Origin of the sequence: Anaerococcus sp. AH8042_DFU013_CI05, from assembly GCF_047936775.1 — a bacterium.
Taxonomy (GTDB): Bacteria; Bacillota; Clostridia; order Tissierellales; family Peptoniphilaceae; genus Anaerococcus.
This window is the reverse complement of record NZ_CP175954.1, coordinates 753,237-767,493: the sequence shown is the minus strand read 5'-3', so window position 1 is coordinate 767,493 and position 14,257 is coordinate 753,237. Positions and strand designations below refer to the sequence as shown.

General features: G+C 29.7%; 15 protein-coding genes and 1 other RNA gene. 15 read left to right on the top strand and 1 reads right to left on the bottom strand.

Annotation, left to right across the window (positions count from 1 at the left end; all coding sequences use genetic code 11):
- Positions 1-68: 68 nt before the first annotated feature.
- From dnaG to ACKRLN_RS04010, 9 genes are all read left to right on the top strand, one after another.
- Positions 69-1,739, top strand: a complete 1,671-nt coding sequence (gene dnaG / locus ACKRLN_RS04050; protein ID WP_416335330.1) for a DNA primase — start codon at positions 69-71, stop codon at positions 1,737-1,739.
- On the top strand, positions 1,732-3,552 hold the full coding sequence (gene rpoD / locus ACKRLN_RS04045; protein ID WP_416335329.1) for an RNA polymerase sigma factor RpoD: 1,821 nt from the start codon (positions 1,732-1,734) through the stop codon (positions 3,550-3,552). The genes dnaG and rpoD overlap by 8 nt, the downstream gene beginning before the upstream one ends.
- Positions 3,552-4,244 carry a tRNA (adenine(22)-N(1))-methyltransferase gene (locus ACKRLN_RS04040; RefSeq protein ID WP_416335328.1) on the top strand — a complete coding sequence of 231 codons (693 nt, stop codon included), beginning with the start codon at positions 3,552-3,554 and terminating at the stop codon, positions 4,242-4,244. Before rpoD ends, ACKRLN_RS04040 begins: the two co-directional genes overlap by 1 nt.
- Positions 4,226-4,996 (top strand): Nif3-like dinuclear metal center hexameric protein, encoded by a 771-nt coding sequence (locus ACKRLN_RS04035; protein ID WP_416335327.1) that lies wholly within the window; start codon positions 4,226-4,228, stop codon positions 4,994-4,996. Before ACKRLN_RS04040 ends, ACKRLN_RS04035 begins: the two co-directional genes overlap by 19 nt.
- Before the next feature lie 42 nt (positions 4,997-5,038).
- An RNA gene (gene rnpB, locus ACKRLN_RS04030) (RNase P RNA component class A) lies at positions 5,039-5,375 on the top strand.
- Between the two features lie 242 nt (positions 5,376-5,617).
- On the top strand, positions 5,618-7,351 hold the full coding sequence (locus ACKRLN_RS04025; RefSeq protein ID WP_416335326.1) for a C40 family peptidase: 1,734 nt from the start codon (positions 5,618-5,620) through the stop codon (positions 7,349-7,351).
- A gap of 63 nt (positions 7,352-7,414) precedes the next feature.
- Positions 7,415-8,173 carry an FAD-dependent thymidylate synthase gene (gene thyX, locus ACKRLN_RS04020; protein ID WP_203126713.1) on the top strand — a complete coding sequence of 253 codons (759 nt, stop codon included), beginning with the start codon at positions 7,415-7,417 and terminating at the stop codon, positions 8,171-8,173.
- 18 nt (positions 8,174-8,191) lie between these two features.
- On the top strand, positions 8,192-8,980 hold the full coding sequence (locus tag ACKRLN_RS04015) for a bifunctional 5,10-methylenetetrahydrofolate dehydrogenase/5,10-methenyltetrahydrofolate cyclohydrolase (RefSeq protein WP_203126711.1): 789 nt from the start codon (positions 8,192-8,194) through the stop codon (positions 8,978-8,980).
- Between the two features lie 8 nt (positions 8,981-8,988).
- Complete coding sequence (locus tag ACKRLN_RS04010; protein ID WP_296141177.1) at positions 8,989-9,975, top strand: lipid II:glycine glycyltransferase FemX; 987 nt, start codon at positions 8,989-8,991, stop codon at positions 9,973-9,975.
- A 33-nt stretch (positions 9,976-10,008) separates the two neighbouring features.
- Here the strand turns inward: ACKRLN_RS04010 and tpx are convergent, their stop codons facing one another.
- Positions 10,009-10,530 (bottom strand): thiol peroxidase, encoded by a 522-nt coding sequence (tpx, locus tag ACKRLN_RS04005; protein ID WP_203126702.1) that lies wholly within the window; start codon positions 10,528-10,530, stop codon positions 10,009-10,011.
- Positions 10,531-10,657: 127 nt separating this feature from the next.
- On the opposite strand from tpx, the gene ACKRLN_RS04000 reads away from it, so the two are divergent.
- The 6 genes from ACKRLN_RS04000 (at position 10,658) to ACKRLN_RS03975 (ending at position 14,224) form a co-directional block, all read left to right on the top strand.
- The gene (locus tag ACKRLN_RS04000) at positions 10,658-11,317 is read left to right on the top strand and encodes a 50S ribosomal protein L25 (RefSeq protein ID WP_416335325.1); all 660 of its coding nucleotides are present in this window, start codon (positions 10,658-10,660) and stop codon (positions 11,315-11,317) included.
- Between the two features lie 65 nt (positions 11,318-11,382).
- Entirely contained in the window at positions 11,383-12,006 is a 624-nt protein-coding gene (gene tmk, locus ACKRLN_RS03995; RefSeq protein ID WP_203126700.1) for a dTMP kinase, read from the top strand.
- Positions 12,007-12,336 carry a cyclic-di-AMP receptor gene (locus tag ACKRLN_RS03990; protein ID WP_203126699.1) on the top strand — a complete coding sequence of 110 codons (330 nt, stop codon included), beginning with the start codon at positions 12,007-12,009 and terminating at the stop codon, positions 12,334-12,336.
- Complete coding sequence (locus ACKRLN_RS03985; protein ID WP_416335324.1) at positions 12,333-13,121, top strand: DNA polymerase III subunit delta; 789 nt, start codon at positions 12,333-12,335, stop codon at positions 13,119-13,121. Before ACKRLN_RS03990 ends, ACKRLN_RS03985 begins: the two co-directional genes overlap by 4 nt.
- Positions 13,118-13,930 (top strand): PSP1 domain-containing protein, encoded by an 813-nt coding sequence (locus ACKRLN_RS03980; RefSeq protein ID WP_203126697.1) that lies wholly within the window; start codon positions 13,118-13,120, stop codon positions 13,928-13,930. Before ACKRLN_RS03985 ends, ACKRLN_RS03980 begins: the two co-directional genes overlap by 4 nt.
- Positions 13,931-14,050: 120 nt before the next feature.
- The gene (locus ACKRLN_RS03975) at positions 14,051-14,224 is read left to right on the top strand and encodes an indolepyruvate ferredoxin oxidoreductase subunit alpha (RefSeq protein WP_203126695.1); all 174 of its coding nucleotides are present in this window, start codon (positions 14,051-14,053) and stop codon (positions 14,222-14,224) included.
- Positions 14,225-14,257: the final 33 nt, after the last annotated feature.

Genomic DNA, 14,257 nt, shown 5'->3' with positions numbered 1-14,257 from the left:
TTTTGTTTATAACTTTAAATTGATTAGGTTATTATTATAAGTATAGTTCTAGTAATAGAGGTGATTATTTGGCTATGATTTCAGAACAAAAAATTGATGAAATTAGAGCTAGCTCAAATATAGTTGATATTATCGGAGAATATGTAGACTTAAAAAGAGCCGGCTCCTCATATAAAGGTTTATGTCCTTTTCATAACGAAAAAACACCTTCTTTTACAGTAGATGAAAAGAAACAATTATTTCACTGCTTCGGATGTGGAGTAGGTGGAGATGTTGTTTCTTTTATTATGCAAAAAGAAGGTCTATCTTATCCTGAAAGCTTAGAATATTTAGCAAATAAAGCTGGTATAAGAATGGAGTATACAGATAATAATATCGCAAATCCGAAAAACAAAGAACTTTATGAAATTAATAAAGACATAATGATGTTTTTTTATAAAAATCTATTAACTAGTAAACAAGCAATAAACTATCTAAAAAATAGGGGACTTAGCGGCAGAATTGTAAATAGATTTATGCTGGGATTTGCTAAAAATTCATGGAATGATCTATGTGATTACATAGAGTTTAGGGGATACAATAAAGAAGATTTAGAAAACATAGGTCTTATAAAAAAATCTAGCAAGGGAAACTACTACGATAAATATAGAAACAGAATAATATTTCCTATCATAAATCATTATGGAAATGTAATTGGATTTGGAGGTAGGGCTATTGGAGAAGAAATGCCCAAATATCTTAATTCTCCAGAATCTGATATTTTTAAAAAAAGATACAACCTTTACGGACTAAATATCTATAAAAAACAAAAAGGTACAGACATTATTTTGGTAGAAGGATATATGGATGTCATAGCACTTAATCATCATGGAGTAGACTATGCAGTTGCTAGCTTAGGTACTGCCTTAACAGCTGATCAGGCAAAACTTATAAAAAGATACGCAGAAAATGTATATATTTGTTATGACAGTGATAGTGCAGGAATAAATGCTACTGATAAAGCCATAGAAATTTTCTTGGAAGCTGATATAAAACCAAAAATAATTAAATTAGAAGATGGTCTAGATCCCGATGACTTTATTAAAGAATATGGAAAAGATGCATTTTTAGCTAAAAAATCTGATGCTTTAGATGTTTATAATTATAAATACAATAAAATATTAGACTTATATTCCAAAGCAAGTCCAAACGAAAAGTATGAGAAGCTTGATTTATTTGTTGATTTCTTAGCGAGTATTGATTCAGATCTTACAAGAGAAATATTTACAAATAATGTTTCAACTCTTTTTAAGATAGATAAAAGTACTTTAAATCAAGCAGTCGACAAGTATAATACTAATATTACAAAAAAAGAAAACACGAAGAAATATTTTAATGATAAAAATATTTCAAATGTTATTGTAAAAAGCAATCCTCAAAAATTTAATTTCCATGAATTGGAAGTACTAAGATTGATTTTTAATCAAAAAGAAGATTATTTAAAAAACAAAGAAATTTTTGACAGAAGCTTAAGTGATTCAAAAATTTTAGATATGAAAGAGTTTGTATTAAATAAGAATATTGATAAATTTAATCAAAATGATGAGGATTATATATATATTTTAAATTATATAAGAGATAATACCTATCCAGTTTATCCAAGTGAATTAATTGAAAAAATTGAGCATTTTGAAAGAATTAAAAAACGTGATAAATTAAAATCTCTTAAAAAAGAAGCTAAGGGGAGTTTGAATGAGTAGCGATAGCGATAAACTACTTGATGAAGATGTTTTAAATGAGATAATTGAAGAATTTCAGTCTATAAGTGAAAACCAAGATGGGATGATCACCTATACACAAATTTATACATTTGAGACATTTAGAGAAATAGAAGAAGATAGCAAAAAATATGTCATATCACAAATTATCAGTAGGGGAGTAGAAATTGTCGAAAAGTCAGAGTCAAATGCCGATGAAGATTTAGAAAATGATGAAGACTTAGAAGAAGATTTAGATGATGAAATTTCAGAAGAAGAAGATATTGACGAAACAGAGCTAGAAGAAGAAATTGTTGATGATGATGTCGATAATATCTCTGGAATAAAACTGGATGACCCTGTAAAGATGTATCTTAAAGAAATTGGTAAGGTATCACTTTTGACAGCTAAAGAAGAAATAAGTCTTGCTCGTCAAATGGAAATGGGAGAAATCTCCAGAAAAAAACTAGAAGGACACAATTTAAATAAGCAAAATAAAATGAAATTATCAAATGATATTTTCTTTGGAAATCTTGCTAAAGTTATTAAAGTAGCTGATGCAGAATTAATAGAGCAAGGCAAAATTTCAGATAATTCATTAAATAATCTTAATGGAATTATAGCTATGGGAAAATTATTTGATGAAATAATGGTAGAAAACCCTGATACAGAAAAAATCGAAGAACTTAAGGCAAAAGTTTTAATATGTAAAATAGCAAGCCAATCTATAGAAGAAAAAGAACTATCAATTAGTGAAGCTAACTCTTTATGTGACCTTTTTGATTCATTCGACCATTTGATAAATCTAAATGAAGAAGAAGACGTTGTTACTTTTAACTATGAATTTTTTACTGATTTACTATCCAAAGCTGCAAATAATGAATATCTAAAAACAAATGATAGAATGACTATAGATAATTTTAGACAAGCAGCAGAATATTCATCAAAGTTAAAAGAAGGAAATAAAATTTGCTTAGAGTTTTCAAAAGACTTAGAAATTTATTTAGCAGATAGTCATATGGCTCATATGATTTTAGGATCTGAAAGTATAAGTGAAGAGGATAATTTAAATCTTAGAAGAGCAATATTAAAATCAAAACGAGCTAAGCAAAAATTAGCTGAAACTAACTTAAGACTTGTAGTTTCTATTGCCAAAAAATATGTTGGTCGTGGAATGAGCTTCCTTGATTTAATTCAAGAGGGAAATATGGGTCTGATGAAAGCGGTTGATAAATATGATTACAATCGTGGTTTTAAATTTTCTACTTATGCAACTTGGTGGATTAGACAAGCTATTACTCGTGCTATTGCAGACCAAGCACGCACCATACGTATACCAGTTCATATGGTAGAAACAATTAATAAACTTGTTAGAACTCAAAGACAACTAGTTCAAGATCTAGGACGAGACCCAAGCAATGAAGAAATTGCAGAACAAATGGGTATAGAAGTTACAAAAGTACAAGAAATTAGAAAAATTGCTCAAGAACCAGTATCCTTAGAAACCCCAATAGGTGAGGAAGAAGATTCACATTTGGGAGATTTTATAGAGGATGAAACTGCAGTAAATCCAGATGATGCAGCAAACTATACTATGCTTCGTGAACAACTAAATGATGTACTATCTTGTCTTGGAGCGCGAGAAAAAAGAGTATTGCAATTAAGATTTGGTCTAATAGATGGTACTCCAAGAACCCTAGAAGAAGTAGGTAAGGAATTTGATGTTACACGTGAAAGAATTAGACAAATCGAAGCAAAGGCTCTTAGAAAATTAAAATCACCAAATAAAAGTGAAACGTTGAAAGATTTTTTATAATGAATGATAAAAAAAGATTAATGGAAATAATTAATATAATTGATAGTGGCAAAAATGTCATAGATATAGGAACCGATCATGGATTGGTTCCTTTATATTTGGCAAAAAACGGAATAAGTACTAATATACTTGCAACAGATATATCTGCTCCTTCTCTTAAAAAGCTTGAAGATAGGCTTGATGATGAGTTAAGAAAAATTATAAAAACCAAAGTTACAGATGGATTTAATGGTGTAGAAAAGAATGATAATCAAGTGGCTATAATAGCAGGAATGGGTGGAAATACAATTATTGAAATTATAGATCAAAGTTTAGATTTTGCTAAAAATTTAGATTATATGATTTTGGCATCAAATATTGCAACAGAAAAGCTAAGAGAATATTTAAATGAAAATAACTTTGAAATAGTAAGAGATTTTTTAACATTTGAGCATGGAAAGTATTATGACATACTCAAAGTATCATATGGAAAACACCAAGATTTATCTTTAGCTGATATTTATTATGGATTTGAAAATATAGATAAGAAAAGCATTTTACTTGCAGATAAAATCAAAATAGATTATAAAAAAAATATAAAATTTAAAAATGATATTATAGAAAAATCAGCAAATAATGACGGCCTTGAGAAAATAAATGCAAGACTTAAAGCAATAAATGAGGTAAAAGATAGATGGAAATTAGAGAATTAATAGAAAAATTAGAAGAAAAATATCCCTTAGACTTACAAGAACAATGGGATAACTCGGGCTTACAAATAGGAGATCCTAGCAATGAACTTAAAAATGTTATGATTAGCCTTGACCTTGAAGAAGAAGGTATAGATGAGGCTATTAAAAATAATTGCAACCTTATAGTTACTCATCATCCATATATATTTAATGATATAAGATACATTGATTTTACTGATAAATTCTATAATAGACTAGAAAAAGTTATTAAAAACGATATTAGTGTCTATTCAATGCATACAAACCTAGATAAGGCTAATGATGGCCTAAATGATGGCTTAGCAGATATATTAGGATTAAAAAATACTAAGATATTAGAAATTGGACAAGACCCAGGACTTGGTAGGTTTGGGGACATAAATGAAATAAATATTCAAAGTCTTGCTAAGAATATAAAAGAAAAGCTAAATGCAAGAGCGGTTATTTGCTATGGAGATATGAACAAAAAAATAAAAAGACTTGCTGTATGTGGAGGAGCAGGGGCAGAATTATTTGATGATTGTCTAAAACTGAGCATAGATGCTATAGTTACTGCAGATGTAAAGTATCATGAAGCCATGGATTATAGTGATAAGGGGCTTTTAATAATTGATCCGGGGCATTTTGCAAGCGAAAATCATGTTATTTATAAACTTCAAGATCTAATAAGTAAAATGACTGATTCTAAAATATATACTTACTCAAAAGAAGATACATTTAGAACTTTTATATAATATAAATTTTACAAATATTTAATAAAAGGTAAAATAAAGTGTGGAGTAAATCAGACAATCGCGGCTTAGTACGAGGAAAGTCCGTGCACCACAGAGCAGGATGCTTGATAACGTCAAGTAGGAGTGATCTTCAGGCAAGTGCAACAGAAAGTATACCGCCAAAATTTTTGGTAAGGTTGGAATGGCGAGGTAAGAGCTCACCAGCTATATGGTGACATATAGGCTATGTAAACCCCATCCGGTGCAAGAACAAAGGGATGATAAACAAAGCTTGCTCGGCTTTGATCCAGAATGGTAGTTCGCTTGAACTTGTTGGTAACAGCAAGTCTAGATAGATGATTGTCTAATACAGAACACGGCTTATAGATTTGCTCCTTACATAACTATTACAAAATGTAATTATTTTGTTTTTTAATATTTAAAATTATTACACTTTTATCGAATAGATTTTATATATATTTGCTTATATTTTCATAAAGACCAATATATATAACAAAATTCTATAAAAGTGTAATTTTTTTGTAACTTTTTCTTGACACAAATGTTAAGATATTATAAAATAAATTCAGATTTAATTTCAAGACTATTTAAAAAACAGTAAAGAAGGGGATCTATTTACCAATGAATAAAAAAAGAATTGGAGCAGCTTTATCATTAGTTGCTGCCGTAACAGCAGGAGCTACAGCATACGCTTCAACTATAAACAATTTAGAATCTGATAAAAATACTAAAACAATGATTACACCTAATTACAGTGATAACACATATGATTACAATTTAGTAAAATCAGATTATACAAATGATCTTAAAAATACAGCTATAGCAAACGAAACAAGAACAGCAAAAAATACTTCAAAACAAGAAGAAACTGTTGCAAAAATTGAGGAAAACGCAAAAGAAATCCTTGCTACAACTGTAATTAATGTTATAAAAGAAGAATCTGACCCAGTAGAACAAGAAAATCAAGAAGTAGAATACATAGAAGAAACTTCAAATGAAACTCCAGTAGAAGAAGAAACAGTAATCGCTTATGATGATTCAGAACTTGCAGAGGTTGATGGAAAAGAATCTCAAGAATCTGAAGAAGAAGTTCAGGAGTCTTTAGAATCAAATAATGAAGAAGTAATTATGTATGATGATTCCAAACTAGATGAAAACTTACAAGCGGATAATTCTAATCAATTAGAAGAAGTAGAAGCTGATAACGAAGTTACAAATTATTTTGATAGTAATGATGCAGAAGTAGAATCTCAAGCTACTGAAGAATCTACTGTTGAAGAAGCCACAAAATTTGTGAATGTAGAAGCTTTATACATCAGATCAAGCAAATCAATGGAAGATAATACTAATGCAATTAGAACATTAGCAGCTGGGGATAAAGTAGATGGAGTAGTTGAAGGAGATTGGTTAAAAATAAATGAAGGATATCTAAATCTAAAATATCTCTCTAATGAATACCCTCAAACTCTAGTTGATTCTATTAAAGCTAAAAAAATCCAAGAAGAAAAAAAGGCTCAGGAGATCAAAGCCCAAGAAGAAAAAAAAGCTCAAGCTGCAAAGGAAAAAGAAGCTAAAATAGAAGAAAAAGTTGTTGAAGAAACACCAGTAGCTTATGGCACACCTTTTAGCGGTTGGGTATACAATACTCCAGCTGTAAATGTTAGAGATGCAGCTAAAACTGGTAACATCATCGGAACATTAGCAAGCGGAAATAAAGTAGATGGTGAAATTGCTGATGGTTGGGTTAAAACAACTTATAATGGAAAAACAGCCTTCGTATCTGCATACTATTTAACAACTGAAGAAGTAAAAAAAGAAGACTCTAAACCAGCTCAAGTTCAAGAAGAAGTAAAAGAAGCAAGCGCACAAGCGGTTGAAGCGCAAGCTCAAAATGAAAATCAAAATGATAAAAAAGCTGTTGTTGAAGAAGTAGTAGATGAAGAAGTTGTTGAAGAAGCTAATCAACCAGCACCAGTTGTAAACCAAAATGGACAACAAGCTGCAAATATAGCTAGTCAATTTGCTGGTAGTCCATATGTTTGGGGAGCAGCTAATCCTTCAGTAGGTTTTGATTGTTCAGGTTTGGTAGTTTATGCTTATAATCAATTAGGTGTAAGCCTACCACACTCATCTCAAGCTCAATTTAACAATGGTTATGCTGTTGGCATTAATAATTTACAACCAGGAGACTTAGTATTCTTCTCAAATCGTAGTGGAATAGATCATGTAGGAATTGTAACAAGTTCTGATGGTACATTTATCCACGCATCAACACCAAAATCAGGTGTAAAATATGATAACGTATATAGCAACTACTATCAAAAAGTATTTGCTGGTGCAAGAAGAATATTTTAGTTAGAATAATTAGAGCCCTAATGGGCTTTTTTTATTGTCATAATTAATAAGGGGGAGAATTAAATGCAAGTAAAATTATTAGCTTACACACCCGATGCAGAAGAGCTAATAGCAAGCGCGGGTAAACTTTGCTATTCGCCAGTTGGGATAGATGGTATATATAAAAAATTAGATAAAGAGTCAACTCAAAAATATATAAATATGCTAGTTAACCTAGGTCATGAATCACCCTTAGAACATGCTAGCTTTACTTTTGCAGTAGAAGGAGTTTCTAGAACTCTTACCCACCAATTAGTTAGACACAGACTAGCTTCATATTCACAACAATCTCAACGTTATGTAAAAATTGATAGCTTTGAATTTATTATTCCACCAGCTATAGAAGAAGACCCACAGGCTAAAGATATTTTTATTAAAGCTATGGAATCTGACCAAAAAGCTTATATTGATCTTACAGATATTTTATTTGAAAAAAATTATAATGAATTTATCAAAGATGGATTATCCGAAAAAGAAGCTAAAAGTAAGGCTGAAAAAGTATCGATTGAAGATGCAAGATATGTATTTCCAAATGCTTGCGAAACTAAAATAGTTTTTACAATGAATGCTAGGACCTTATTACATTTTTTCTCTTTAAGGTGTTGTAATAGAGCTCAGTGGGAGATTAGGAATTTAGCTTATGAGATAGTTAAAATTTGTAAAGATATTTATCCTTCTTTATTTAAAAATGCTGGGCCATCTTGCGTAACTGGACCATGTCCTGAGGGAAAAATGTCCTGTGGCATGGCTAATGAAGTAAGAGAAAAATATTTAAATATCTAGATTTTAGATGGTATACACATGAAGATTTTAACTACAGATAATATAAAAAATAATTTAATAAAAAAATTAAATAATAAAAATATAACTAGTACCCTTCACATCCTATCAAAACAAGCGACCGCAGAAGTTGAGTCTTATAAGAAATATATAATAAAGCGATGTAAAGAATTTGATATTCCTTATGAAGATAAAGTTTTTAACTCTGATTCAAATAATGATGATGTCCTAGCCTACACAGATTACTTTGAAGATAAGGATGCCTTTATCTTATTACAACCCTTTGGATCATCCAAAGAGTTTGATGATTTAAGAAAAGATATTAAATTAAAAGACATAGATGGATTTACTTTTCAATCCTTGGGAAAAAGCATGACAGGGGATCTTAATAGCCTTCCTGCAACACCAAAAGCGATAATAAATTTTTTAAATTATAATAATATTAGCATAAAAGAAAAGAGAATAGTTATTGCTAATAATACAAATTTGATTGGTCTACCACTAGCTAGTTACTGTTCAAAACATAGAGCTTATGTTACAGTTTTAAATAGTGCTTACCCAGATCCGCACAAGGCTATCTTAGGTTCTGATATATTTATTTCTGCTATAGGAAGGGCAAATTATTATGTCAAAGACTATTTTAAAGATGGGCAGGTTTTAATAGATGTTGGAACATCTGTAGTTAATGGTAAGATAGTAGGTGACATTAATTATGATCAGTTAGAAGATTTAGATGTGAAGGTACTAACAAGCAAAAAAGGAATAGGGTCAATTACAACATTGACTCTTTTAGAAAGTTTGATTGATTAGGAGAGATAATGCCATTAGTAGAAACTAAGGAAGATTTTGAAAGATATAAAGAGTTTGTAAGACAATCTGAGTATGGAAGTCCTATGCAAGATCCAGCATGGGCTAAAATTAAGAATAATTGGTCAAGTGATTATGTTTATATAGAGGAAAATAAGCAAATTATCGCTGCTATGAGTGTAATAGGGATACAAAACCCTAATGGAAAGTATTTTCTATATGCACCACGTGGTCCAGTTTGTGATTTCAAAAACTATAATCTTGTTGATTCTCTAATAAAGGAATCTGAAGTTTTAAAAGAAAAGTATGACGCATTCTTGTTAAGACTAGATCCAGAAGTTATTTTTGACGAAAAGGCTGTTTATGAATATGAAAAAAGAGGATATGATTTTAGAACTTATGGAACGAATCCACATTCTTTTACACAACCTAGATACAATATGATTTTACCAATTTCTGGTATGAGTGAAGATGAACTATTTGAAAGTTTTTCATCCGCCACTCGCAGAAACATTAGAAAATCCTATAGAAATGATATAAAAACAGTAAAAGAAACCAATGATAAAACTTTGGATAAATTTTATGAATTAACAAAAATTATGGCCGATAGACAAGAAATTGGACATAGACCAAAAGAATATTTTAAAAGATTGATTGAGCATCTGGATGGAACTATATTTACTTCTTATTTTGAAGACCAAGCATTGTCAGCATCTTTATTAATACCATATGGTAATAAAGTGTATTATTTATATGCAGCTAGTTCAAATGAAATGAGAAACAAAATGCCAAACTTTAATATGATATGGGAAGAAATTAAATGGTGCCGTGAAAATGGATATGACTATTTTGACTTTGGTGGTACTTTTTCCCTTGATTCAAAAGATGGTTTGTATAGATTTAAAGAAGGATTTTGCTATCCTGACAGATATACTAACTTTATTGGTGAATTAGACGTCGTTTATGATAGAGAAAAATATGAAGAATTTTTAAAATAAGAAAAACCCTTAAGAGTAAATATCTTAAGGGTTTTAATTTGTTTTTGTAAGATTTAAAGCAATATCTAACGCCTTTTCTACATCAGGCAATTCTGTATTTTGTTTTAAGTATTCAACGTGTCTAATCACATTATCTTTATCAACAACAAAAATAGCTCTATTTATTAATTTTAATTCATTTATAAAAAGCGAATATTTTTTGGCGAAATCTTCATATAGGTAATCTGATACTAACTTTACTTTTGAAATATCTTTTTCTTTTTCAAAACGTTTTTGAGCAAAAGGCAAATCATTTGAAATAGTGATTACAGAAAAATCCTCTGGGAAATTTTCTTCATTTTTAGATAATAAAAATGTTTGAAGTTCACAAACTGATGTATCAAGAGAAGGTACTGCTGAAATAATCTTTACTTTACCTTTTTCATTATTATAAAAATCATAATCTGAAAGATCTTCTAATTTTCCTTTAAAATTAGGAGCCTTATCATTTATATCAAGCATTTGACCGTCAATGGTTAAATCAAGTTGTCCAAACTTTATAACTCTATTAGTCATATTTTTCTCCTTAAAATTTTAAGAATAGTTATTTATCTAATTAATATCATATTATAAAAACAAAGCATTGTAAAGTATGAGATTTTAGGGTATAATTAGTCAGTATGAAAATATAATAGGAGGGAATATGGCAGACTTAGTATTAAATGCAAATAACAGAGAAGTTACTGGAAAAAATAAAGTTAATAAGTTAAGAGCTGAAGAATTAATTCCAGGCGTTGTTTATGCCAAAGGTGAAGATAATCTTAATGTAACAGTTACATCTAGAGACTTCGATAAAATTTTAAGACAAGCAGGTACATCTACAATCATCACATTAGATGTTGATGGAGAAAACAAAGACGTACTTATTAAAGATTACCAAACACATCCATACAAAAACCAATACTTACACATCGATTTCCAAGCAATTAACCAAAACGAAACAATCAGAGTTAGCGTTCCAGTTGTATTATTAGGAAGAGAAGATCTAAAAGTTGATCAAGCAGTATTAGTTCAAAATCTAGATACAATTGAAGTAGAATGTCTACCTAAATACATTCCACAAACAGCTGAAGTTGACATTACTGAATTCGAAATCGGAGATAACAGAACTGTTGCTGATTTAGATATCTTTGGAAATGAAAACATCACAATTCTTGAAGAAGAAGATGAAGTAATCTGCTCATTACAAGAAGCAACTGAAGAAGAAATTTCAGAAGATGAAGAAGCAGAAGATGTTGATGCTGCTAATGTACCAACTGTTGAAGAAACAGAAGATGGTGAAGAAGCAGAAAACGCTGAATAATAATTTAAAGGCCCTAGGGTCTTTTTTTATTGCCATAAAGTGGAAATATTTGCTATAATAGACTTATGAATGGAAAACTTATTGTTTTTGAAGGACCAGATGGATCTGGAAAAAGCACAATCTTAAAAAATGTAAATCAAAAACTAACTAGCGAAGGTTATGATATAAGAATAGTTAGAGAACCAGGTGGGACAGATATTTCTGAAAAAATCAGAGAAATCATTATCGATAATAATAATATCAAAATGGCTGCTAAAACAGAAAGTTTGCTTTTTGCAGCAAGCAGAGCTCAACTAGTCGAAGAGAAAATCAAACCAGGCCTAAAAAATGGTGAAATTATTTTATGTGATAGATTTGTTTTAAGCTCTTTACTTTACCAAGGCATTGGACGCGAACTTGGAATTGATGAGGTGAAGAAAATAAATGATTTTGCAACAGATAATATAAAACCAAATCTAACCATATTTTTCAATATTGACTATAAAACTGCTCTAATACGTAAAAGAGCAAATTTTTCACCAGATAGATTAGAAAATGAAGATTTTGATTTTCATAAAAAAATATTTGATGCTTATTTGGATATAGCAAATAGATACAAAGATGATATAAAACAAGTGGATGCCACTCGTTCCATAGAAGAAGTAAGCACCAATGTTTTAAAACTCATAAAAAACTTATTGGAGGATTAGATGAAACTGTTAATTTCTATTGTACAAGATGCAGATGTTAATTTTTTGATGGATGCACTTACTGAAAATGGATACAGAGTGACAAGACTTTCTACAACTGGAGGCTTTCTAAAAAAAGGAAATACTACATTATTAATAGGAGTAGAAGAAGAAAAATTAGATGATGTATTATCTATCATAGAACATAATTGCAAGAGAAGAAACACAACTACTACAATTATAAACCCAACAGCAGAAAGCTCACTACTTACAAATACAGTACCTGTAGATATTACAGTTGGAGGAGCAACAATATTTATTATTGATGTTGATCAATATATCAGACTATGATTGACTTAGATTTACAAATAAATCAAAACACATTATCCCATGCCTATATTTTCGAATCTCCAAATGAAAAATATAACTTAGAATTTGCTAATGATTTTTCAAAAAAGGTTTTTGAAAATAAAGGTATTTACATAGAAAATAAACTTAATCCAGATTTATACATAATAGATAATGAAAATGAAATCATAGATATAGAATCAATAAGGGCATTACTCAAAGATACTGTTTTAAAACCATCAAATAAAATTATCAAAATATATATAATTCATAATGCTCACAATATGAGAACTGAAGGATTTAATGCCATGCTTAAAACTATTGAAGAGCTAAAAGATTATAATATGGTAATATTTACTACGAAAAATAAAGATTTATTATTACCTACTATTAGATCTCGTTGTCAAATAATTAGACTTGATACAAATGAGATAGCTAGTGATATTGATATAGAAAAACTATCTGAAATAATATCTGAAGTATATAAAGGAAATATAAGCTCCTTTTATGCCAACAAAGCATTTTTTGATTCTTATAAAAACGATAAACTTGTAATATTTGATGGATTTATTGAAGTATTCAATAAAGTAATAAAAACCAAATACACAGATGATGAAGCATCAGTGAATCTAAATATCAAGAAATTAACTGATATGGATTTAGGACAGATAGAGGAAGTAATCAACCTGATATATACTATAAAAACTGGACTAAAAAATAATATTAATTATGATTTATCTATTGAGGAAGTTATATTTAGTATATTCAGGGGAGGAATGACAAAGTGAACGTAATAGGTGTAAGGTTTAAGGAAACCGGTAAGATATATTATTTTGATGCAGAAGATCAAAATTTTCGATACAAACAAAAAGTTATTGTAGATACCGAAGATGGTGAGGAATTTGGAGAAGTAGTTCTATATAATGTAGATATAGAAAAAGAAAAATTTGATAAAAAATTAAATAAAGTATTAAGAATCGCAAATGAAGAGGACATTAAGACTCACTTTATCAATGAACTAGATGCAAAAAAAGCAAAGAAAATCTGCCAAGATAAGGCTGATGGCTATGACTTAAATATGAAGATTGTTGATTGTGGATATAACTTTGATAGATCAAAGTTAACATTCTATTTTACTTCTGATAAAAGAGTTGATTTTAGAGACTTAGTTAAAGATTTAGCAAGTACATTCAAAAGCCGTATCGAACTTAGACAGATTGGTGTAAGGGACTATGCAAAATTAGTAAAACATTATGGTTCTTGTGGACAGGAGTGTTGTTGTTCAAGACACTTAACTGATTTTGCTCCTTTATCAATTAAATATGCTAAGGACCAAAATATCAGTCTGGATCCGTCAAAAATATCGGGAGTATGCGGTAGACTTATGTGTTGTTTGGCTTTTGAAGAGGATAACTACCTAAATTTAAAAAAAGTCATGCCTAAATATGGTCAAAGTGTTGAAACTGAAGATGGCCAAGGAGTTGTGGTAGGAAGCGACTATGTAAGGGAATGCTGTAAGGTAAGAATTCAAAATGAGTCTGATGATCAGGCTATTGAAAAAGACTATAAAATTTGCAATCTAAATAAGTTAAAATAACATTGATATCAATTATCATTTTGAATAATTATTTAAAACGGCTTGAAATAAGAATAAATATTCTTGACAAATAGGGTATTTAGTTGTACAATTTTAATATAAAATAAATAGGAGGTAATTATGGCTTACGTTATAGACGAAAATACATGTATTAGCTGTGGAACATGCGCAGGCGAATGCCCAGTAGAAGCTATCTCAGCTGGAGATGATGCATACGTAATTGATGCTGATACTTGCATTGATTGTGGAACATGTGCTTCAGTTTGTCCAGTAGACGCAATTGATCCAGAATAAAAAATACATAAAAACTTAGACATATTATTATAA

What these genes read in the sequence shown, in the direction of transcription:
- rpoD (WP_416335329.1), top strand. Translation starts at nt 1,732, where the DNA reads ATGAGTAGCGATAGCGATAAACTACTTGATGAAGATGTTTTAAATGAG.
- ACKRLN_RS04040 (WP_416335328.1), top strand. Translation starts at nt 3,552, where the DNA reads ATGAATGATAAAAAAAGATTAATGGAAATAATTAATATAATTGATAGT.
- ACKRLN_RS04035 (WP_416335327.1), top strand. Translation starts at nt 4,226, where the DNA reads ATGGAAATTAGAGAATTAATAGAAAAATTAGAAGAAAAATATCCCTTA.
- ACKRLN_RS04025 (WP_416335326.1), top strand. Translation starts at nt 5,618, where the DNA reads ATGAATAAAAAAAGAATTGGAGCAGCTTTATCATTAGTTGCTGCCGTA.
- thyX (WP_203126713.1), top strand. Translation starts at nt 7,415, where the DNA reads ATGCAAGTAAAATTATTAGCTTACACACCCGATGCAGAAGAGCTAATA.
- ACKRLN_RS04015 (WP_203126711.1), top strand. Translation starts at nt 8,192, where the DNA reads ATGAAGATTTTAACTACAGATAATATAAAAAATAATTTAATAAAAAAA.
- ACKRLN_RS04010 (WP_296141177.1), top strand. Translation starts at nt 8,989, where the DNA reads ATGCCATTAGTAGAAACTAAGGAAGATTTTGAAAGATATAAAGAGTTT.
- tpx (WP_203126702.1), bottom strand. Translation starts at nt 10,530, where the DNA reads ATGACTAATAGAGTTATAAAGTTTGGACAACTTGATTTAACCATTGAC.
- ACKRLN_RS04000 (WP_416335325.1), top strand. Translation starts at nt 10,658, where the DNA reads ATGGCAGACTTAGTATTAAATGCAAATAACAGAGAAGTTACTGGAAAA.
- tmk (WP_203126700.1), top strand. Translation starts at nt 11,383, where the DNA reads ATGAATGGAAAACTTATTGTTTTTGAAGGACCAGATGGATCTGGAAAA.
- ACKRLN_RS03990 (WP_203126699.1), top strand. Translation starts at nt 12,007, where the DNA reads ATGAAACTGTTAATTTCTATTGTACAAGATGCAGATGTTAATTTTTTG.
- ACKRLN_RS03985 (WP_416335324.1), top strand. Translation starts at nt 12,333, where the DNA reads ATGATTGACTTAGATTTACAAATAAATCAAAACACATTATCCCATGCC.
- ACKRLN_RS03975 (WP_203126695.1), top strand. Translation starts at nt 14,051, where the DNA reads ATGGCTTACGTTATAGACGAAAATACATGTATTAGCTGTGGAACATGC.